General features: G+C 59.7%; 18 protein-coding genes. 16 read left to right on the top strand and 2 right to left on the bottom strand.

The features are described 5' to 3' along the window. Positions 1–117 precede the first annotated feature (117 nt). From nadD to LVD12_RS05820, 16 genes are all read left to right on the top strand, one after another. Positions 118–780 (top strand): nicotinate-nucleotide adenylyltransferase, encoded by a 663-nt coding sequence (gene nadD / locus LVD12_RS05900; RefSeq protein WP_237066418.1) that lies wholly within the window; start codon positions 118–120, stop codon positions 778–780. Positions 781–790: 10 nt separating this feature from the next. After that, the gene (rsfS, locus tag LVD12_RS05895) at positions 791–1,135 is read left to right on the top strand and encodes a ribosome silencing factor (protein ID WP_237066416.1); all 345 of its coding nucleotides are present in this window, start codon (positions 791–793) and stop codon (positions 1,133–1,135) included. Between the two features lie 65 nt (positions 1,136–1,200). Continuing rightward, positions 1,201–1,677, top strand: coding sequence for a 23S rRNA (pseudouridine(1915)-N(3))-methyltransferase RlmH (gene rlmH / locus LVD12_RS05890; protein ID WP_237066414.1), 477 nt, complete (start codon positions 1,201–1,203; stop codon positions 1,675–1,677). Positions 1,678–1,901: 224 nt separating this feature from the next. Then, a complete protein-coding gene (gene mrdA, locus LVD12_RS05885) occupies positions 1,902–3,800 on the top strand; it encodes a penicillin-binding protein 2 (RefSeq protein ID WP_237066412.1) in 1,899 nt (632 codons plus the stop codon). After that, a complete protein-coding gene (gene rodA, locus LVD12_RS05880; protein WP_237066410.1) occupies positions 3,793–4,938 on the top strand; it encodes a rod shape-determining protein RodA in 1,146 nt (381 codons plus the stop codon). Before mrdA ends, rodA begins: the two co-directional genes overlap by 8 nt. A gap of 83 nt (positions 4,939–5,021) precedes the next feature. Then, positions 5,022–6,020, top strand: a complete 999-nt coding sequence (mltB, locus tag LVD12_RS05875) for a lytic murein transglycosylase B (RefSeq protein ID WP_237066408.1) — start codon at positions 5,022–5,024, stop codon at positions 6,018–6,020. A gap of 151 nt (positions 6,021–6,171) precedes the next feature. Further along, positions 6,172–7,032 (top strand): septal ring lytic transglycosylase RlpA family protein, encoded by an 861-nt coding sequence (locus LVD12_RS16165; RefSeq protein ID WP_305080508.1) that lies wholly within the window; start codon positions 6,172–6,174, stop codon positions 7,030–7,032. Positions 7,033–7,117: 85 nt separating this feature from the next. Further along, positions 7,118–8,266 carry a D-alanyl-D-alanine carboxypeptidase family protein gene (locus tag LVD12_RS05860; protein ID WP_237066406.1) on the top strand — a complete coding sequence of 383 codons (1,149 nt, stop codon included), beginning with the start codon at positions 7,118–7,120 and terminating at the stop codon, positions 8,264–8,266. 207 nt (positions 8,267–8,473) lie between these two features. Beyond that, positions 8,474–8,755, top strand: a complete 282-nt coding sequence (locus tag LVD12_RS05855) for an HP0495 family protein (RefSeq protein WP_237066404.1) — start codon at positions 8,474–8,476, stop codon at positions 8,753–8,755. A gap of 54 nt (positions 8,756–8,809) precedes the next feature. Continuing rightward, positions 8,810–9,460 carry a lipoyl(octanoyl) transferase LipB gene (lipB, locus tag LVD12_RS05850; RefSeq protein ID WP_237066833.1) on the top strand — a complete coding sequence of 217 codons (651 nt, stop codon included), beginning with the start codon at positions 8,810–8,812 and terminating at the stop codon, positions 9,458–9,460. Next, complete coding sequence (lipA, locus tag LVD12_RS05845; protein ID WP_237066402.1) at positions 9,453–10,451, top strand: lipoyl synthase; 999 nt, start codon at positions 9,453–9,455, stop codon at positions 10,449–10,451. Before lipB ends, lipA begins: the two co-directional genes overlap by 8 nt. A gap of 396 nt (positions 10,452–10,847) precedes the next feature. Further along, positions 10,848–13,790, top strand: a complete 2,943-nt coding sequence (locus LVD12_RS05840) for a TonB-dependent receptor (RefSeq protein ID WP_237066400.1) — start codon at positions 10,848–10,850, stop codon at positions 13,788–13,790. A 127-nt stretch (positions 13,791–13,917) separates the two neighbouring features. Further along, on the top strand, positions 13,918–15,474 hold the full coding sequence (locus LVD12_RS05835) for a tryptophan halogenase family protein (protein WP_237066398.1): 1,557 nt from the start codon (positions 13,918–13,920) through the stop codon (positions 15,472–15,474). Continuing rightward, positions 15,471–16,481, top strand: coding sequence for a cupin-like domain-containing protein (locus LVD12_RS05830; protein ID WP_237066396.1), 1,011 nt, complete (start codon positions 15,471–15,473; stop codon positions 16,479–16,481). The genes LVD12_RS05835 and LVD12_RS05830 overlap by 4 nt, the downstream gene beginning before the upstream one ends. Before the next feature lie 65 nt (positions 16,482–16,546). Continuing rightward, positions 16,547–18,040, top strand: coding sequence for a tryptophan halogenase family protein (locus tag LVD12_RS05825; RefSeq protein ID WP_237066393.1), 1,494 nt, complete (start codon positions 16,547–16,549; stop codon positions 18,038–18,040). Between the two features lie 229 nt (positions 18,041–18,269). Then, the gene (locus LVD12_RS05820) at positions 18,270–19,544 is read left to right on the top strand and encodes a sugar MFS transporter (RefSeq protein WP_237066392.1); all 1,275 of its coding nucleotides are present in this window, start codon (positions 18,270–18,272) and stop codon (positions 19,542–19,544) included. A 104-nt stretch (positions 19,545–19,648) separates the two neighbouring features. Here LVD12_RS05820 and LVD12_RS05815 read toward each other — a convergent pair whose 3' ends face one another. Both LVD12_RS05815 and LVD12_RS05810 read right to left on the bottom strand, forming a co-directional pair. Next, entirely contained in the window at positions 19,649–20,467 is an 819-nt protein-coding gene (locus LVD12_RS05815; protein ID WP_237066390.1) for a LytR/AlgR family response regulator transcription factor, read from the bottom strand. Beyond that, the gene (locus tag LVD12_RS05810; protein WP_237066388.1) at positions 20,464–21,639 is read right to left on the bottom strand and encodes a sensor histidine kinase; all 1,176 of its coding nucleotides are present in this window, start codon (positions 21,637–21,639) and stop codon (positions 20,464–20,466) included. Before LVD12_RS05810 ends, LVD12_RS05815 begins: the two co-directional genes overlap by 4 nt. Positions 21,640–21,857 lie beyond the last annotated feature (218 nt).

The following is a 21,857-nucleotide window of genomic DNA, read 5'->3' as shown; positions in this document are numbered from 1 at the left end:
GGTGAATACTTTCCTGTACGCTCGTAATCGGCATCCATGCCTCATACGGTCCCGGCTGGAAGCCCACCTGACAGCCTGGTGCTGTCCTCAGGCGGCTGAGACAGTGTCTTGAAGCAGATGAATAGCGAGAGAGAAACCATCGCCCTGTTCGGCGGCACCTTCGATCCGGTGCACTTCGGCCACCTGCGCATGGCGCTGGAGCTGAAAGAGACGCTGGGTTTCAGTGAGATGCGGCTGCTGCCCAGTCACCAGCCCCGCCACCGGCAGACGCCGGGGGTCTCGTCCCGGCACCGCCGGGAGATGCTGGCACTGGCAATCCGGGATTGCCCGGAGCTGGCGCTGGATGACCGCGAGCTGCGGAGGGGCGGCGACACCTTTACGGTGGATACACTGGAAGAACTGAGGGCGGAGCTGGGGGAATCGGTCTCCCTCTGTTTCTGCATGGGACTGGACTCCCTGCTCACCCTGCCGACCTGGCACCGCTGGCAGCGATTGCTGGAGCTGGCACACCTGGTGGTGGTGGCCCGGCCCGGCTGGCATTTGCCCGCGGAAGGCGACGTGGCAGACCTGCTGAACCAACACAGGGGGGAGCCGCAGTGCCTGCGGGATTCCCCCGCGGGGCGGATCGTGGTGCGCGAGCAGACCCTGCTCCCTATCTCCGCGACCCGTATTCGCCAGCTGATCGGGCGGGGACAGTCCCCGCGTTTCCTGCTGCCGGACGCGGTCCTGCAATATATTGAAGACAAACAACTCTATCGGACAGCCGCTGAAGGCTGCTAAACAAGGTGTTATGACAGATATCAAGAAAATCGCCACAGAGGCACTGGAGGACCTGAAGGGAAAGGACATCGTCTGCATGGACGTGTCTGAGCTGAGTGATGTGATGGACACGCTCATCATCTGCACCGGTACCTCCAACCGGCAGGTGAAGTCCCTGGCCAACAATGTGGTCGACGAGGTCAAACAGGCCGGTGTCCGCCCGATCGGGGTCGAGGGCATGGAGCAGGGCGAGTGGGTGCTGGTGGACTACGGCGATGTCGTGGTGCACGTGATGCAGGCCGATGTACGCAGCTTCTATGATCTCGAGAAGCTCTGGTCCATGACCCCGGCGAGCCGCGAGGACCGGGAAGAGTAGGGCGCAGCCCCGCCGGTTGATGATCGGGTCGTGCTCCGGCCGTGTGAATATCCCATGAGAATCCCATGAAAATCCGAATCCTCGCCGCCGGCGGGCGCATGCCCGGCTGGGTTCAGGAGGGCTACAACGAGTACGCCAAGCGCCTGCCCCGGGAAATCAGCCTGGAAATGGTGGAGATTCCCCTCGGCCAGCGGGGCCAGAAGAATGCCCCGGCGCTGGTAGAAAAGGCGCGCCAGAAGGAGGGGGAGGCGATGCTCGCGGCCCTGTCTCCCCGCGATCACGTGGTCGCGCTGGATGTAAAGGGCAAACCCTGGAGTACAGAGCAGTTGTCTCAGCAGCTCGAAGGCTGGCAGATGCAGGGGGACAACGTCGCCCTGTTGATCGGCGGACCCGACGGGCTGGCGCCGGACTGTCTGGCCAGGGCCCGCCAGCGCTGGTCCCTGTCGCCGCTGACCCTGCCCCATCCGCTGGTGCGGGTGGTGTTGGCGGAGCAACTCTACCGGGCCTGGACCCTGCTCGCGGGTCATCCCTACCATAAGTGACCGAGCATCGGCTTCTGGTCCCCATCCTGCGCGCCGGAGCAGGAAGGGGCAGTTGGGAATGGAACACCGGGGTGTCTGTGCGGTCTGATGACCCGAGAGCCGCGACCAGGTCAGTAAATGCGGCGTGATTCGCGAATCCTCATTAATTTTCACTGTTTGCATTCATCAAATCGCCGCCGAAGTGTACACTTCGTGGTCAATTTTCGCGCCACCCCAAGTGACTGATGGCCCACGACCTGCACCTTAAAGACCCTCTCATCGAGCAGCGGCTGTTTCGCAACCGCATGCTGGTGGCGCTTGCCGCAGTGGTGGTGCTGCTGGGCGTGCTGGTGGCGCGTTTCTATAACCTGCAGGTGGTCAATTACGATGACTACCGCACCCAGTCCGACGAAAACCGCATTCAGGTGCGCCCGGTCCCGCCCACTCGCGGCCTGATCTATGACCGCAATGGCGCCCTGCTGGCCGACAACCGCCCCAGTTACACCCTCTCCATCGTCCATGAGCGGATCCGCGACATGGACGGCACGCTGGAGCTCATCGGCAGGCTGGTGCAGCTGGATGACGCCGATGTAAAGAAATTCCACCAGCGCCTGCAGCGCCGCCGGCCCTTCGAGCCGGTTCCTCTGCGCTACCGGCTCACGGAAGAAGAGATTGCCCGCATCAGCGTCAACGAATTCCGCCTGCCGGGGGTCTCGGTAGAGGCGGAACTGGTGCGCTACTACCCGCAGACCGACCTGTTCGCCCATAGCGTTGGCTATGTAGGCCGGATCAGTGAGCGGGAACTGGAGGATTTCTCCGAAGAAGACGTGCGGCGCTACCGCGGTACCCAGAGTATCGGCAAGGTAGGACTGGAGAAGTCCTACGAGGATGTGCTGCTGGGCGAGGTCGGTTTCGAGAATGTGGAGACCAACGCTCGCGGCCGCGTCCTGCGGGTGCTGGAACGGCAAGACCCCCAGCCCGGTTCCGAGTTGACCCTGCACCTGGATGCCCGCCTGCAGCAGGTGGCTAGCGAGGCTCTGGGGGAAAATCGCGGCTCGGTGGTGGCCATCGACGTGAAGACCGGCGGGGTGCTGGCGTTCGTCAGCAAGCCGTCTTTCGATCCCAACCTGTTCGTGACCGGCATCAGCGTCAAGGACTACAAGGCGCTGCGGGACTCCATCGACGTGCCGCTGTTCAACCGCGCCATTCAGGGACAGTATCCGCCCGGTTCGACTCTCAAACCGCTGATGGGCCTCGGGGGTCTGGCGGCCGGGGTGATCGACCGCCAGACCAAGGTCAGGGATCCCGGTTGGTACAAGCTGCCAAACGATACCCGCCTCTACCGGGACTGGAAGCGCTGGGGTCACGGCAAGAAAGTGGATCTGATCCAGGCGTTGACCGAGAGCTGTGATGTCTACTTCTATGACATGGCACACCGCTGGAACATCGACGGCATGCACGATATGGCCACCCGCTTCGGGCTCGGTGCCAGAACCGGCATCGACCTGCCGGTAGAGCGGCCGGGCCTGTTCCCCTCGCGGGCATGGAAGCGCGGCGCCCGGGGCATGCCCTGGTTCCCCGGGGATAACCTCAATGCCGTACTGGGCCAGGGTTTCGTGCTGGCCACACCGCTGCAGCTGGCGGTCATGACCGCCACCATTGCCAACCGCGGCACCCATTACAAGCCCCAGGTGGTCATGGCCATCGACGGTGTGGAGCAGCCGCCGGAAGTGCTGCACCACATCGAAGCCAGGCCGGAGCACTGGGACCTGATTTTCGAAGGTATGGAGTCGGTGGTTTACGACACCCACGGCACCGGCAAAAAAGCGGGTGCTGACCTCGACTTCCGTGTCGCCGGCAAGACCGGTACTGCCCAGGTGGTGGGCATCGCCCAGGGCGAGGAGTACGACTCCGAAGCGTTGAAAGAGCGCCACCGGGACCACGCCCTGTTCGTGGCCTTTGCGCCGGTCGACGACCCGCAGATCGCTGTGGCGGTGCTGGTGGAGAACGGCGAAACCGGCGGCGGTGTCGCCGCGCCGGTGGCCCGCGAGGTATTCTTCGACTGGCTTTCGCGGCCGTTCGAGGACACTGCCAGTGTCCTGCCCGGGCCAGTCCAGCCAGAAAATGGAGGTATCCGTGGCTAGCCGTGATTACATGCATCGCCTGCCGGATACCGGTGGCAGCCTCAGCCGTCCGGCCAGCTTCTCCCGTCGCTGGCATATCGATGTGCCGCTGCTGACGCTGCTGATCCTCCTCTGCGGTGTGGGCCTGACTGTGCTCTACAGCGCCTCAGGTGGGGAGACCCACTACGTGCGCCGTCAGGCGGTATTTCTCTGTATCGCTTTTGTTGCCATGTTCGTGGCTGCCAACGTGCCGCTGGACATGTACCGGCGCTGGTCGCCGTGGTTGTATGTGGCCGGCTGCGGCATGCTGGTGGCGGTGCTGTTTGTGGGCGTCGGGGCCAAGGGGGCCCAGCGCTGGCTGGAGATCGGCGGCTTCCGCTTCCAGCCCTCGGAAGCCCTGAAACTGGCAGTGCCCATGTCGGTGGCGGCTTTCCTCCATCGCCGCACTCTGCCCCCGTCCTTTATTACTGTTCTTGGCGCGCTGGTGATCGTGGCGATACCGGCGGCGCTGATTGTGCGCCAGCCGGACCTGGGTACCTCCATCCTGATTGCCGCCTCGGGCCTCTTCGCGCTCTACCTGGCGGGGCTCAGCTGGAAGATGATCGGCGGCGCAGCGGTGGCACTGGTGGCTTCGGCCTGGCCTATCTGGCAGTGGGGGCTGCGGGATTACCAGAAGCAGCGCATCATGACCCTGTTCGATCCCGACGCCGACCGGCTAGGTGCAGGCTGGAATATCTTCCAGTCCAAGGCGGCGATCGGTTCCGGCGGCGTTTATGGCAAGGGGTATATGCAGGGGACCCAGTCGCAGCTGGACTTCCTGCCCGAGAGCCACACCGACTTCATCATTGCAGTACTCTCGGAGGAGTGGGGTATGCGCGGTGCGCTGCTGCTGCTCCTGCTCTACGTGCTGATCATTGCACGAGGCATCTATATTAGTTTCATGGCCCAGCATGTGTTCGGGCGGCTATTGGCGGGGAGTATTACGCTGACTTTCTTTGTCTATGTGTTTGTGAATATCGGAATGGTCACCGGGCTCCTGCCGGTGGTGGGGGTGCCCCTGCCGTTGGTAAGCCATGGTGGGACCTCCGCCATTACCCTGATGGCGGGTTTCGGTATCCTTATGGCCATTGGCACAGAGCAGCGCCGTGTGACTTTCTAGAGCCCATAATAGAGCCACTAGACCCCGCGTGGCGCACAAAACTTTGAAGTACTTGGACGTAGAGACGCTTTATGAGAACAGGAGTGGCAGTTTTGAAGTGGACCGCGGGAATTTTGATGGGGCTGGGGATCATACTCTCCGCCTGTGCGCAGGAACCGGGCCACGGTGATAACGCGGAGGCCCAGGCCTTCGTCGAGTATATGGTCACCAAGCACGGCTTTGATCGTGATGAGATGGTGGCCCTGATGCGAGAGGCCAAGCGCAAGGACTCCATTCTCAAGGCCATCCAGCGTCCTGCTGAAAAAGCCAAACCCTGGTACGAGTACCGCAAACTGTTCGTGACCCCGCAGGGTATCGCCGGTGGCGTCGATTTCTGGGACAAGAACAAAAAGGCGCTGACCGAGGCGGAGCAGAAGTATGGCGTGCCCGCCGAGCTGATCGTCGCCATTATCGGGGTCGAAACCCGTTACGGCGGCAACATGGGTGGCTACCGGGTGCTGGATGCGCTGGCGACCCTGGCCTTCAACTACCCCCGTCGCTCTGAGTTCTTCACCAAGGAGCTGGAAAACTTCCTGCTGCTGGCCCGCGACCAGGGCTTTAAACCGACCGAACTGAAGGGCTCCTACGCCGGCGCCATGGGTTTCGGCCAGTTCATGCCCTCCAGTTATCGCGCTTACGCGGTGGATTTCAACGCGGATGGCAAGGTGGATATCTGGGAGGACACCGAGGATGCCATCGGCAGCGTGGCCAATTACCTGGCCAAGCACGGCTGGTTGCCGCTGGACCCGGTGGTGGTGCTGGCTACCCCGCGCCCCAATGCCGATATGACCATCGTCAACGATTCCCTCAAGCCCCAGTGGACTGTGGGACAGCTGGAGGAGAAGGGGTTTTCCACCACCGCCCAGGTGGATCCTGAAATGACTGCCAATGTTTTTTCACTGCAGACGGAGCAGGGCAAGCAATTCTGGATAGGCCTCAAGAATTTCTCCGTGATAACGAGTTACAATCGCAGCCGCCTGTACGCGATGGCGGTGTATGACCTCGCGCAGGAGATCGTCAAGGCGCGCGGCGGGCGCTCCTGAACGCCCCGCCTGGCGGGAAAAATATAATTCAGGGTCGGCAGCCCCGGGAACCATCCGGGCTGCCATCCATCAAAAATCCGAATTTAAAAGCAATTACCAGATAAGAACGGTTGGGGTGCGCGGGCGGTTTCGCCACCCATCGGGGGATCTCATGCTGAAAAACAATAAGCGACTGGCTGCCGCTGCAGCCGCTCTGTTTCTGGCCGCCTGTAGCGGACAACCCAGCAAGCCTGTCATCCGGGACGAAGTGAAGGACAGCGGTCCGGCGGTGCCGGTGGATATGCAGGCTACGCCGGACCCCACGCCGGTGCGGGAGCCCATCGGCAAGGCGGGCAACAAGTCCCCCTACACGGTCAATGGTGTCAAATACACAGTGCGGAAAGGCGTCAAGGGCTACCGGGAGGAGGGGCATGCTTCCTGGTACGGCACCAAATTTCACGGTCGGCGCACCGCCAATGGCGAGATCTACAATATGTACGCCATGTCAGCTGCCCACAAGACGCTGCCACTGCCCAGCTATGCCAAAGTCACCAACCTGGACAACGGCCGCAGCGTGGTCGTACGGGTCAATGACCGCGGGCCCTTTGTGTCGGGGCGTATCATCGATCTGAGCTACACCGCCGCCCAGAAGCTGGGCTATATCGATAAAGGCGTAGCCCGGGTGGAAGTGGTGGCGCTGGACCCGGAATCCCTGCCGCCGGCCACCCAGACCCTGGTGGCGCAAAAAGATGTCTCCGCCAGGGAGGCCCTGGCCGAGGATGCCAGTTTCAAACTGCCTTCGAACACCTTTCTCCAGGTCGGTGCATTCAGCGACCCTTCACAGGCGGATCTGGTGCGGGGGCAGATCGCTTCAGTGGTCGACTATCCTGTATCGGTCAGTCCGGTGTTCAACGGAACAAAAACGCTGTATCGCGTGAGAATCGGGCCCCTGGCGCAGCAACGGGCGCTTGTGGCCGCGCGTGAGACAGTAGAGCAGAATCGTCTCGGTACCCCGATGGTCGTGTACGACTGACGGGCAAGCCGCCGGTTGGCAAAGCCGGCCCCCAAACTTTGCGCTCAGGAATCGACGAACACGAGGAATAAAGAGACAACAACCCATGATCAAACGCCTACTAGCTTGCCTGTTGCTGCTGTCCAGCGTCGCTACTGCCCAAACCGATCAATCCCTGATTCCGGCCCCGCCGCAGTTGGCCGCGACTGCCTACCTGCTGATGGACGCCCATACCGGGCAGGTCCTGGTGGAGGAGAATGCCGACCAGCAGGTACCGCCGGCCAGTCTCACCAAAATGATGACCGCCTATATCGTCTCCGAAGAAATTGAGAAAGGCACTATCAAGGAAACTGACGAGGTGCTGATCTCGGAGAAGGCTTGGCGCAAGGGCGGCTCCAAGATGTTCGTGAAGGTGGGCGAGAAAGTGCCGGTGATCGACCTGCTGCGCGGGGTCATCATCCAGTCTGGTAACGATGCCAGTATTGCCCTGGCCGAGTTTGTCTCTGGCAGCGAGGATGTATTTGCCGAAGTCATGAACCAGCAGGCGGAGCTGCTGGGCATGCGCGACACCACGTTCAAGAACGCCACCGGCTGGCCCGCCGAGGGGCATATGACCACAGCCCGGGACCTGGCCACATTGGCGCGCGCCGTCATCATGGACCACCCGGAGCACTATAACCTCTATTCCGAGAAGTATTTCAGTTTCGCCGGTATCAACCAGCCCAACCGCAACCGGTTGCTGTGGCGGGATAACGCCGTGGACGGCATCAAGACCGGCCATACCGAAGAGGCGGGCTACTGCCTGGTGGCTTCAGCACAGAAGCGCGGCATGCGCCTGATTTCGGTTGTGCTCGGCACCGACAGCGATGAAAAGCGTGCAGCCGAGAGCCAGAAGCTGCTGGCTTACGGCTTCCGCTACTACCAGACCCATAAAGTCTACGGCTCCGATGACGTGCTGCAGACTGAGCGCGTTTGGGGCGGCAAGCAGCCTGAAGTGGGTATCGCGGTGCAGGAAGATGTGTTCGTCACCATCCCCCGCGGCGGTGAGGACAATATCAAGGCCGACCTGATCATCGACGGCGAGCTGGAGGCCCCGCTGGAGAAAGGCCAGCCGGTCGGCAAGGTGGTGGTGACCCTGGATGGTAAGACCGTCGCCGAGGTCAAGGCCGTCACCGCGGAGTCGGTCGAGGAAGCGGGCTTCTTCAAGCGCCTGTGGGATGCCATCAAGCGCTTCGTGATGGGCTTCTTTAGTTGATTCCGGCTCTACTCTAGAGTCACTGGCTCCGCCGAACAGGTCGGCGGGGCCTTCCTCTCATACCGGATCCCTTTGGCCAGCCTGCCGGTATCGCGGGCCGCTCTCCCCGGTGGTCACTGTCCACTATTCGCTCACCACGGTATAATCCCCGCCCGGTTGCGCCGCCCGTTCCGGGCTACTGTCACTTGCGCGGCCCTGGAGAGCGGTATGAGCCAAGACCCCAAGCAAGAACCCCCAAAAATCGAATTTCCCTGTGAAGACTACCCGGTCAAGGTGGTTCGCGACGCTGATGACGCCACACATGAATTCGTGCTGGAGGTTATGCGCCGTCATGCGCCCGGCCTCGACGAGGAGCGCATCACCCTGCGGGACAGCCGCAACGGCAACTTCACCTCGGTGACCTTCTTTATCGTCGCCACCGGTGAAGACCAGCTGAAGGCCCTGTTCGAAGAGCTGAAGGCCCATCCATCCATCCATATGGTGCTCTGAGTGGCAATCATCCGAAACCTGGGGCGGCGCGATTACGAGACGGTGTGGCGGGCCATGTCCGGCTATACCGACCATCGCGACGATAACAGCCCCGATGAGATCTGGTGCGTGGAGCACGAACCGGTATTTACCCAGGGGCAGGCCGGCAAGGCCGAACACCTGCTGAATACCGGCGATATCCCGGTAGTGCAGGTGGACCGCGGTGGCCAGGTGACCTACCACGGCCCCGGCCAGTTGGTGGTCTACCCGCTGCTGGACCTGCGTCGCGCGAAAACCGGCGTCCGAGACCTGGTCACGGCGCTGGAGAACGCGACCGTGGCCATGCTGGCCAGTTACGGTGTCGCCGCCGCCCCCCGCGCCGACGCGCCGGGCGTCTACCTGACCGAGGGCCCGCGGGCGGGCAACAAGATTGCCTCCATCGGCCTTCGCGTCCGCCGTGGCTGCAGCTTCCACGGTATTGCCATCAACATCGACATGGACCTGGGGCCTTTCCTGCGCATCAACCCCTGCGGCTACGCAGGTATGCAGATGGTGCAGATGGCGGAACTGGTCGCCCCGGTGCCTTCCTGGAGTGAAGTGGCCGAGGTTTTTGTCATCGAGCTGGTGAAGGCGCTGTCACTGGATGCCGCCGAATGGCATCCCGTCGATGAAACAATTTTTGCGCGTGCGCGCGCCGAGCAGGAACAGGAAACGACCAATGGCTGACAATTCCACACCTGACCAGCCCGATCTGGTACCGGTAAAACGCACCCGTCGCCTGCAGCAGGGCGAAAAGCTCCGCGATGCTGACAAGGTGGAGCGTATCCCGGTCAAGGTGATCGCCAGCGACCAGGTCCTGCGCAAGCCGGACTGGATTCGCGTCAAGGTGCCGGCTTCCAAAGAAGTGGACCGCATCAAGAGCATCCTGCGTTCCCAGAAGCTCGCCACCGTGTGCGAGGAAGCCAGCTGCCCGAACCTGGGCGAGTGCTTCAGTGGCGGCACGGCCACCTTCATGATCATGGGTGAGATCTGTACCCGTCGCTGCCCCTTCTGCGATGTGGGCCACGGCAAGCCGAACCCGCTGGATCCGCAGGAGCCGCAGCACCTGGCCGAAGCCATCGCCGCCATGGGGCTGCGCTATGTGGTGATCACCTCCGTTGACCGCGATGACCTGCGCGATGGCGGTGCCCAGCACTTTGCCGACTGTATTCGCATCGCCCGCGAGCACTCTCCCAACCTGCAGGTGGAAATCCTGACACCGGACTTCCGCGGCCGCATGGACGTGGCACTGGACATCCTCGAGGCAGAGGCCCCGGACGTGTTCAACCACAACCTGGAAACCGTGCCGCGCCTGTACCGGGAGTCCCGTCCCGGCGCCAACTACAAGTGGTCCCTGAAACTGCTGCAGGAATACAAGAAGCGCCGCCCGGACGTGCTGACCAAGTCCGGCCTGATGGTGGGTCTCGGTGAGGAGAAAGAAGAGATCTTCGCCGTGCTGGATGACATGCGCGAGCACGACATCGACATGCTCACCATCGGCCAGTACCTGCAGCCGAGTAAGGAACACCTGCCGGTACAGCGCTACGTGCACCCCGACGAGTTCGAGGAGTACCGCCGCTACGCCGAACAGATCGGCTTCAAGCACGCCGCCTGCGGCCCGCTGGTGCGCTCTTCCTACCACGCCGACAAGCAGGCGCATGGGGAGAAAGTCAGTTAAGAATGGTTCCGGAGCTCTAGGGAAGCCGGGTAGCCAGGGGATCTCGATGCAAAGGCCTGCATGAATGCAGGCCTTTTTTGTTTGCTGGGGAGCGGGGGTGGTGGGGTCCTGAATCGCCGAAATCCCTGTCGCCGCACTTTTAATCCGCCATATCCTGTTTGCCCTCAGAGTCAATTGCAGTAGCTGGCCAACCCGGCAATATGCCATAACAGTGCGAAGAGTCGCTGAAGTGCACCCTGATGGTGCGGCGGCGGTTGACCGGGTAGCCGGGTAGGAGTGCCGAGACCGGGCTACAGCGGGTGAGGTGGTTTCTTGTCCGCATGAGCAACCGAGCTTCGCAGCTAAGAGAGAACCATAAACACGACACAATAATCTTAAAGACTCGGGGAAGTGTTGATGAAGAACAAAACATTCCGCAAGGATCGACTGGCAGTCACGATCTCGTTGGCGATGGGTGCCAGCATGATGTCTCCTGCTGTTCTGCAGGCGCAGGAAGATGCTGCTCTTGAAGAGATCACTGTAACTGGTATCCGCGCTAGCTTGGATCGCGCGATGGATATCAAGCGCGATGCGCAGGGCGTGGTTGATGCCATCTCTGCTGAAGATATCGGCAAGATGCCGGATACGAACCTGGCGGAATCTCTGCAGCGTATTACCGGTGTCTCCATTGATCGGCGCAACGGTGAAGGCAGCCGGGTAACCGTCCGTGGCTTCGGTCCCGACTACAACGTCGTGACTTTGAATGGGCGCCAGATGCCCGCAGCGAACATCGAGGCTACCTCAGCGTCCGCTTCCCGCTCCTATGACTTCGCCAACCTGGCTGCAGAGGGTGTGAGCGGTGTCGAAATTTACAAAACTGGCCAGGCCAAGCTGACCAGTGGTGGTATCGGCTCCGTCATCAACATCCGTACCGCCCGCCCGCTCGAGCAGGATGACATGGTGCTCAACCTGAGTGCCAAGACCATTCACGATACATCCACCACTGAGGGCGACAGCCTGACTCCGGAATTTTCCGGTATCTTCAGCACCAAGTTTGCTGATGACACGATCGGTGTGTCCGTTGCCACTTCTTTCTCCGAGCGCCACAGTGGCTCCGCTGGTGCTGAGACCCCGTCTGGTTGGTACACCATCCCGGGTGGCCAGGGCGATTGGGGTTCAATCATGCCCGATAACCCCAACTTCGAAAACGCTCCGCAGGAAGGGGATATTTACTCCGTACCGCGTGGTGTCGGCTTTGCATTCAACGAAGTGCAGCGCGAGCGCACCAACGCGCAGTTGACCCTGCAGTGGGCTCCCCGTGACGATTTCGAGGCTACCCTCGATTACACTTACGCCGAGCAGGACGTAGAGCAGCAGTCCAATGCCATGGGTGCATGGTTTAACGGTGTTCCTGTTTCTGGCTCCTTTACACAGGGCTCCGGGAATGGCGGCGTGGTTGCTCCGATCGTATACACCGATGCCACTGGTGCTGACGTAACCTTCAATGCCGGTGCATGGGGCTCCGTCAACGAGAACAAATCTGTAGGTCTGAACCTGGCCTGGAATCCGACCGACAAGCTGAGCCTGGAATTTGATTACCATAATTCCACCGCCGAAAACGGCGCGAAGGATGGCCGCGGCACCAATAACACCATTGCCGGTGTGCAGTACAACCGCGCTGCCACCACTGTGGACTACAGCACCGACGTTCCTACCGTCAGCTTCGACTTTATCAATGGGCAGGGTTTTGACCCGGCTCAGATGCTGACTTCCGGTACCAGCTTCCGCAACAGCTACATGAAACACGAGATCGAGCAGACCCGCTTCGACGGTACCTTTGAGGTTGAGGCTGGACCGGTCAAGAGTATCGACTTTGGTGTCGGTTACACCGATTCTGCCAACCGCTCAGCCTTCGCTAATGCCCAGCGCGACACCTGGGGCGGTTACGGTAGCCCGGCTGACTATGATGACAGCCTGTTCGTACGTGAGAGCATGGCCAGTGCGCTGGACGAGTTTGGCAGTGCCAGCAGCTCGGACATGACACCGTACTACTACGCTGCCGACTTCCAGGGCATGATCGATGCCATCTCTGCCATCGCGGCAGCCAACGGCGAGACCATCAGCCCCTGTGGCACGGTACTGTGTGCCAGCAGTGACTGGCAGGTTGACCGCACGCTGTACGAAGAGCAGATGGCGGCCTACTCGCAGGTGAACTTTGCCTGGGAAGACGCGGCCATGCCGATGCACCTGGCTGTTGGTCTGCGCTACGAAGATACCGAGGTGACCAACCCCGGTACTCTGCCGATCTACGATCGCATCGAGTGGGCGGGTGACAACGAGTTTGTGGCAGTGGCCAATGGCTCACAGCCGATTAACTTCAAGGGCGCCTACGATAACCTGCTGCCCAATATCGACTTCGATATTTCGCTGACGGAAGATGTGGTTGCGCGTGCGTCCTTCAGCAAGACCATGACCCGCCCGACCTACGACAATCTGCAGGGCGGTGCCACCATTAACCAGTTGCTGCGTTTCAACGGCGGTACCGGTAACCTGGGTAACCCGGGACTGCTGCCCTACGAGTCCACCAACTTCGACCTGTCGGGTGAGTGGTACTACGGGGAGAGCAGCTACCTGTCTGTAGGTTTCTACAACAAAGATGTGGAGAACTTCATCGGTACCACGTCTGTAGAGCAGACCCTGTTCGATCTGGCTCACCCTGCGCAGGGACCTCGTTATGATGCTGCTGTAGCGGCTCTGGGTACTGACGATCCGGCGCAGGTGAGGGCCTACATGGAGTCACTGTATGGTGCACCGGTGGTTGGTGACGCCGCAGAGGGCGATCCGTCGGCAGTATTCACCCTGATTACTCCGGTGAACGAAAAGACGGCTGAGATCCACGGCTTTGAAGTGGCCCTTCAGCATGTCTTCGGTGACTCCGGTTTCGGTGGCCAAGTGAACTACACCACTGTTGACGGTGATGTGAACTACGACAACACCAATACCAACAAAGGCGAAGGTGTTGAAAACCAGTTTGTACTGTTCGGTCTGAGTGACTCGTTCAACCTCGTGGGCTTCTACGATAAGAACGGCATCCAGGCGCGGGTTGCCTATAACTGGCGTGACAAGTTCCTCACCAGCTCTTTTGATGGTGCCGGTGAGCGTAACCCGATTTATACCGAGGCATACGGTCAGTGGGATATCAGCGCGAGCTACGATATCCAGGACAATTTCTCGGTATTCATGGAAGGTATCAACGTGACTAACGAGACTACCCGTGCACACGGTCGTCACGAGAATATGTTGATTGCCGCCTTCCAGAACGGGGCCCGGTATAACCTGGGTGTGCGTTATAGCTTCTAAGGCGTTAGCCTGACTGAAGCAGTGACATCGGTGTTCTGATGTTGGGGGCACCGATGGCACAAATACAATGGCGCGATTAATCGCGCCATTGTATTTTTGGAGGTTCTTAAAGCGGTGAGGCTCAGCAATGCAACAAGCTCCATTATCCATTCTCATATTGGGCGGAGGTGCTGCCGGCTGGCTGACTGCGGCAATACTGGCGGCAGAACATGGCCGAGCCCAGGGTGGCGGCTGTGAAATCACGCTGGTGGAATCCCCGAACGTACCAACAGTAGGTGTTGGCGAGGGTACCTGGCCATCAATGCGGGAGACGCTCCGGCGTATCGGTTTACCAGAAAAGCGCCTCTTCACTGAGTGTGACGCCTCCTTCAAGCAGGGGTCCCTGTTTTCCTGCTGGCATACTGCCGATCAGGAAAGCCGGTATTACCATCCCTTCTCTCTGCCACACGGCTACTTCGAGTGCGATCTCGCCTCCTCAACCTCATCATTGGAGTACGCCTATGCGGTGACTCCGCAGGCGGCTATTTGCGATGCCAGTCTCGCTCCCAAGCAGCTTGCAACGCCGGATTATGCCGGGGTGCTTAACTACGGCTATCACTTCGATGCTGCTAAGTTCGGTGAGTGCCTGCGGGATCACAGTGTGTCCCAGCTCGGAGTTCGCCATCTGCGGGCAGATGTCGAACAGGTGGAGGATGGTGTCGACGGTCATATCTCTGCTCTGCTCACTCGTGACGGCCAGCGCCTGCAGGCTGACATTTTTGTCGACTGCTCCGGCAGTGCCGGTCTGATTATCGGCAAGCACCTGGGTGTGAGCTGGGTAGACCAGTCGCATGTTCTGTTCAATGACCGGGCGCTGGCTGTCCAGTTGCCCTACGAAACGCCTGATGCGCCGGTCGCATCGGTCACCCGCTCAACTGCACGATCGAGTGGGTGGATCTGGGACATCGGTCTCCCCACTCGCCGTGGCATGGGGTACGTTTATGCGAGTGACTTTATCGACGATGAGGCTGCGGAAGCGGATTTCCGCCACTATCTCGCAGAGATGGAGGGTGTGCGGAACGCACAGGATCTTTCTATCAGGCAGCTACGTTTCGTTCCCGGGCACCGGTCAGTTTTCTGGAAGGGTAATTGCGTCGCCGTTGGCATGGCAGCAGGTTTTATTGAGCCCCTGGAAGCCTCTGCACTGGCGCTGATCGAACAGTCTGCCGGCCTGATTCGTGATTTACTGCCTGCCGGGAACCAGCATATGGATCTGTCCGCGAAGCGCTTTAACCGGCAAATGCTTTCCCACTGGGAGAATATTGTTGAATTCCTGAAGCTGCACTACGTGCTTTCTGAACGCAATGATTCAGAGTATTGGCTGGCACACCGCGAAGCGGTTTCGATACCGGAATCCCTGCAGGAAAACCTGCTTCTCTGGCAGCATCGATCGCCCGCGCGCCAGGACTTTCCGCAGGCGCAGCCCCTTTTCCCGCCGGCCAGTTACCGTTATGTGTTGAACGGTATGGGCCACCCCTGCGATTTTGTCCGCGCTCCTCGCGCTGATCGGCAATCAGGACGTATACGAACCCTGCAAATGGAAGTCCAGCAGCAGCTGGAAAAGTTCCGCCAGGGCCTGCCTGGCAACCGTCAGCTTATCGAGCAACTGATAGCCAGAGGGCAGTCCGCGGGGAGGGTTCAATGAATTACCCCGACTTCATTCCCGCAGTCGAGACACTGGAATCGGTAGCACCGGAAGAGGTGGCTGATTTGGTCACCGGCCGTACCACTCCACTGCTGATGAAAGGTGCGGCCGCGAGCTGGCCTATGGTGCAAGCGGGGCAGAGGGGTGGCCTGGGAGATTATCTGGCCCCCTACGACCAAAAGCGGCAACTTGTGGTTTTTCGTGCTGGGGCCAGTGCCGGAGGCCGCATCTTTTACAACGAGGCGATGGATGGCTTCAACTTCACGCGTACTACCGGCCAGCTGCTGGAGACCCTACGAATGCTGGAGTCCGGCGGGTCGCAAGATAAAACCTGCTATGTGGGCTCTACTGCGGTAGAGCAGCACTTACCGGGGATTCGGGCTGAAAACGATTTTCCACTGCCCGGCATCCAGCCCCTGGTCTGTATATGGTTTGGGAACCGCACCCGAATCGCGGCCCATTTCGACTTGCCCGAAAACCTCGCATGCGTAGTGGCGGGACGCCGGCGCTTTACCTTGTTCCCTCCGGAGCAGGTTGGCAACCTGTACCCGGGGCCACTGGATTTCAACCCGGGGGGACAGGCCATCAGCATGGTGGATTTCTATGCGCCGGACTACGAGCGTTATCCACGGTTTCGCGAGGCCCTGGCAGCAGCTTCCGTTGCCGAGATGGTGCCCGGGGATTTACTGTACATCCCCAGCATGTGGTGGCACCAGGTTGAAGGCCTGGATGACCTCAATGTGCTGGTGAATTACTGGTGGCGCAGCACCCCGGGCTGGACCGGGCTGCCGCACGACGCCATGCTGCACGCGTTGATGAGTATCGGGGGGTTGCCACCGGCACAGCGCAAGGCGTGGGGTGAAGTGTTCAATCACTTTGTAGTCAATCGTGAAGAGGCGGCCGCCCATATCCCCGCTGAGCGTCGCGGCCCCCTGAGCAGCCTTGATCGCGGTATGGTGGGGCGACTGAAGAAATTACTGATTGAGAAATTACAGCGCATGCCCTGAGCGGCCTGGAAAATTGGTGTCCGTGGCTTGGCACTTTGCTGGCGTAAAACAATAACGAGGTAGTTATGAGTCAACCAATCAAGAAGATCGTGATCGCCGGGGGCGGCACCGCTGGCTGGATGACCGCAGCGGCTATTTCCAAACTGATGGGTAAAAACCTGGATATCACTCTGGTGGAGTCAGAGTCCATCGGCACTATCGGTGTCGGTGAGGCGACCATTCCCACCCTGGTATTCTTCCACCGGTTGCTGGGCATCGATGAGGCAGAATTTCTCGCGGCTACCCAGGGCACTTATAAGCTTGGCATTCAGTTCGAAAACTGGCGTGATGTCGGCAAGGATTATATGCATGCCTTCGGCGTTACCGGTAAGGATTGCTGGGCCTGTGGATTCCAGCATTTCTGGTTGCGTGCAAAGGAGCTGGGCTTTGCCGGGGATTTCGGTGAATACTGCCTGGAGCGTCGTGCCGCAGAGGCACACAAGTTCACCCATCTGCCCAAAAATGGTCTGAATTACGCCTTCCATATCGATGCTACCCGTTACGCTGCCTACCTGCGCAAGTTCAGTGAAGGCTTTGGTGTGAAGAGGGTGGAAGGCAAGATCGAGCAGGTGCAGCAGCACCCGGACAGTGGCTATATCCAGTCTCTGCGGCTCGACTCCGGCCAAGAGCTGGACGGTGACTTCTTTATCGACTGTACAGGCATGCGCGCGCTGTTGATCGAGAAGGCATTGCACACCGGTTTCGAATCCTGGTCCCATTGGCTCCCCTGTGACAGCGCGGTTGCGGTGCAAACAGAAGCCGTGGAACCGCCGGTCCCCTACACGCGGTCCATCGCGCGGGAAAGTGCATGGCAGTGGCGCATTCCCCTGCAGCACCGGGTTGGCAACGGGCTTGTCTATGCCAGTCGCTACCAGAGTGACGATTCGGCCCGTCAGCAGCTTTTGGATAACGTTGAGGGGCAGTGTCTGACGGATCCTTTGCAGATCAAGTTCCAGACGGGGCGGCGTCGCAAGCAGTGGCACAAGAACTGTCTGGCAGTTGGCCTGTCCAGTGGGTTCCTCGAGCCGCTGGAGTCCACCAGTATCCACCTGATCCAGCAGAACATCGTGCGGTTCCTGCGATTCTTCCCCCAGTCGGAAATCCGCGAGGTAGAGGTGGACGAATTCAACCGTCAGGCTGAGTTCGATATGGAGCGCATTCGGGACTTTATCATCCTGCACTATAAGGTAACTGATCGGACCGATACCGAGTTCTGGCGCCACTGCCGCCGCATGAGTATCCCCGATACTCTGGCCGCGAAGATCGACATGTTTCGCGAGACTGGTCACGTCTTCCGCGAGGGGGGTGAGCTGTTCGTCGACTCATGGCAGCAGGTGATGATTGGCCAGGGTCTGCTCCCTGAACGATATCACCCCCTCGTCGATACCATGCCTGAGCAGGAATTGCGGGACTTCATCAGTCATATCAAGGGTGGGGTCGACAATGACTTGGCTCGCCTGAAGGACCACAATGAATATCTGGACCTTCTGCTGTCACGTCAGGCGTCAGGAATGATGTGATTTCGATCCCTGACACCGGGCGGACCAGCAGGTCGCGCCCGGTGTTTTCTCCTCTCTTTTTTACTTGGTCCCGGTTGCCCCCATTTTGAACCCCCTTATCGAAAATGCCCTGATGTGGTGCTTGGGCTGTGTTAAAACTCCACGCTGAGACCTTGCGGGTTCGGGGTTGGAGTGAGAGATCCAGCCGGCGGGGACACCGATAATAAAGATGATGTTTTAGGACAAGAATATGGCGACGATGGGAACCAATATCCCGGCGGGAGCGATTGACGCTACGCCCGGGCACCAGGCCGGCCAGCGGTTTGCGCTGGTGGCGCTGACATCTCTGTTCTTCATGTGGGGGTTTATTACCTGCCTGAATGACATCCTGATTCCACACCTGAAGGCGGTCTTTGACCTGAATTATGCCCAGGCCATGCTGGTGCAGTTCTGCTTCTTCGGTGCGTACTTCCTTGTTTCACTCCCTGCGGGCAAGCTGGTTGGCAGAATCGGCTACCAGCGAGGCATCGTCGTTGGTCTGGCGATTGCCGTTGTCGGCTGCCTGCTGTTTATCCCGGCGGCGCGACTGCAGGTCTACGGTGTTTTCCTGTTCGCGCTGTTCGTACTGGCGGCAGGTATTACCGTGCTGCAGGTGTCTGCCAACCCCTATGTCACCGCGCTGGGCTCGGAGAGCACGGCTGCAAGCCGCCTCACCATGACTCAGGCATTCAACTCGCTGGGCACCACGGTAGCGCCTTTCTTTGGTGCTTTCCTCATTCTGTCGGTCGCGAGTGTGGCCGGTGAGCAGATGACTGCGGCAGAGCATGCCTCGGCTGTTGAATTGCCCTACCTGATTCTGGCTTCGGCCCTGGCTGTACTCGCAATTATCTTTGCCAAGTTGAAGTTGCCGACGATCGATAGTCATCTCGACTCCGCCTCTGATCTCACTGCAGACCAGAAGGGCAGCGCCTTGCAGCACTCTCACCTGCTGTTGGGTGCGATTGCGATCTTTGTCTACGTCGGTGCGGAAGTTTCCATTGGTAGCTTCCTGGTGAACTTCCTCTCCGAGGGCAGCATCGCCGGTATTACTGAAAAGCAGGCGGCCTTCTACGTCTCCTTATACTGGGGTGGGGCAATGGTCGGACGCTTTATCGGAGCGGTGGTGATGCAGTATGTGCCGGCCGGAAAGGTGTTGGCGGCCTGCTCGTTGGGCGCCTGTGCTCTGCTGGCCCTGACCATCTTCGGCACTGGCAGTGTCGCGATGTGGGCAGTTCTGTCTGTGGGCCTGTGTAACTCGGTCATGTTCCCGACGATTTTCAGCCTGGCGCTGGCCCGCCTCGGAGGCTTGACCAGCCAGGGCTCCGGAATCCTCTGTCTGGCGATTGTCGGGGGCGCGGTGGTGCCGGTACTGCAGGGGCTGCTGGCCGACCAGGTCGGTATCCAGTTGGCTTTCGCACTGCCGATCCTGTGCTACCTATATATTCTCTTCTACGGTGTTCGCGGACACCGGGTAAAAGAAAGCTGAGTTGGCTTTTCTCCCTTGTTTTGACCCGGCAGTTTACTGCCGGGTTTTTTTGTCTGGAGAAACTGCGAAGGGGGGAAGGGGCGGGGGATCGCCCCGGCAAGGGGTCAGGACGCGGCGGTGCCGCGGCTGGCATCCAGGTAATCCTTGATTGGCTGGCGATAGTTTCGGCTGACCTTGACCTCGGCGCCACTTGCCAGAGTCAGAAGGTATTCGCCTTTGGTGAGCACCTTGATCTGATCGATGTAGTCCAGATTGACCAGAGTAGACCGGTGGACACGCTTGAAGGTGCTGTTGCACAGCTGTTGCTGCAGCTCCTTCATGGTGCTGCGCATGATATGGGTATCGCCACCGGCGTGGACGCACATGTAGTCACCCGCGGCATCGATCCATTCCACATCAGCCTGGTTGAGCATGATGATGCGGCCGCGATCCTTGATCGCCAGCTTCCCCGGGCCCTCATTACCGATGCGCTCCGCCGGGCTATCCAGTGAGTCCAACGAGGCCATTAATCGACCTTTTTCAGCGTTGGGTTCATCGCTGCTTCCGGCATTTCGTTGGAGCAGCCGTTCCCGCGCGCGCTGGATTGCCACTTCCAGGCGGTCTGTCTCCAGGGGCTTTAGCACATAGTCGACCGCATGGACCTCGAAGGCTTCGATAGCGTAATGGTCATAGGCAGTGGCAAAGATTACCAGCGGGATCGTGTCTCCCTGGAGTCGACGAACGACCTCAAAACCGTTCATCCCCGGCATCTGGATGTCCAGAAAGAGTATATCTGGTGTGTGTCGGGCGACCGCGCTGAGGGCCTCGCGACCGTTGCGGCAGGTGGCTACGACATCAATTCCGGAGGTTTCCTCCAGCATCGACTGTAGCAGTCGCAGTGCCAGCGGTTCATCGTCCACCAGAACAGCTCTCAAATGGCTCATGCGATTACCTCCGTCGTAGTGTTATTTTTTTTGGTCTCACGCGATTCGAACGGGAAGCGGATGTGTATCATCATCCCGCCGCTTTCCTTGCGGGACTGGGTAAGGCTGTATTCGTCGGCGTAGAGGGTACTGAGGCGGTCGCGGACGTTGGAGAGCCCGACACCAGTCGATACGGGTTCGTTAGCATCTGGATCTGCCCGACCCTCGGGGTTACCGGAGTCACAGATCTGTAATGATAATTGCTCGCCCTCCCGCCTGGCACGGATTCTGATTGTGCCACCAGATTCACTGAGGGCGATGGCATATTTCACCGCATTCTCAGCCAGGGGTTGTAACAGCATGCTTGGCACCAGTGCCCTGCGCGTCTGCTCCTCGATGTCCAGCTTCACCTTCAGGCGATCAGCAAAACGAGTCTTTTCGATATCCAGATACAGTAAAACCGCCCCGATCTCCTGGTCGAGGCTGACCTTGTTGACCGGGTCCTCGGTCAGTGAGTGGCGAAGAAACTGACTGAGGCGTACCACCATGTCACGGGCCTCTGCGGCCTGCTCGAAGCGTATCAGGGCGTTGATGGAATTGAGGGTGTTGAACAGGAAGTGAGGGTTGAGCTGGTAGCGCAGCATCTTTAGCTGCGCCTCCTTGGCGACGGCTTCCGCATGCAGGCGGCGAATCTGCTCTCGCTCGTGGAAGGCTGCCACTTCTAGTACTTTTTCGTGCTCATTTTGCAGTAAAAGGAAATATTTTACCCCGCAATAGAGAGCGCTCCAGAACAGAAACACAAACAGGGAGGCATAGTACCAGCCGCCGAACTCTGCCCAGAGAGAGTGTTCTCCGGTAAGGCGAATGTAGGTTTCCATTCGCACCAGGGTCCAGATTCCCGAGATCACCCCGACAGCTATTAGATAGATGAAGGTGCGCAACGCGATTGGGGTTTCCCAGGCCACGTCGAAGATCGGCTTGAGCAGCAAGGAGAGGAGGAAGCCAATGCTGCACTGAAATAGGGTGTTGCCTGGCTCGAACTGAGGCCACTCGACCGACGAGTGCCAAAAAGTCAGCGACAGGAAGGTGGTCACAAGGATACCCAGCCAACTGACAAGCTGTAACTTCCAGAACCAGCGTTGCGAATTCAATGCCGCAACCTGGCCGGGCTGTTGCTGGGGAATCAGTACCATGGAAAGTCGTTATTGTACGAGTGCATCAACGCTTTATGCGCAGCCATTCCGTGCTGCGGTGCTGAGCAGATACTAACCGCTGGGGGTATCCCCGGCCAGTACCGTTGGCGACTACTGGTCCGCCTTGTCTCGCCTTTGGTCCGGTCTGTCTCGGGCAAGTTGGTCGGGGGGCGTGCCGCTGTCGCCAGATCTGGTCAAGGCCCATCAGATACCGCCGG

It is taken from the genome of Microbulbifer guangxiensis (assembly GCF_021729075.1).
GTDB classification, from domain to species: domain Bacteria; phylum Pseudomonadota; class Gammaproteobacteria; order Pseudomonadales; family Cellvibrionaceae; genus Microbulbifer; species Microbulbifer guangxiensis.
The sequence above is the reverse complement of the archived record's forward strand: the minus strand, read 5'-3'. Positions and strand labels throughout refer to the sequence as shown.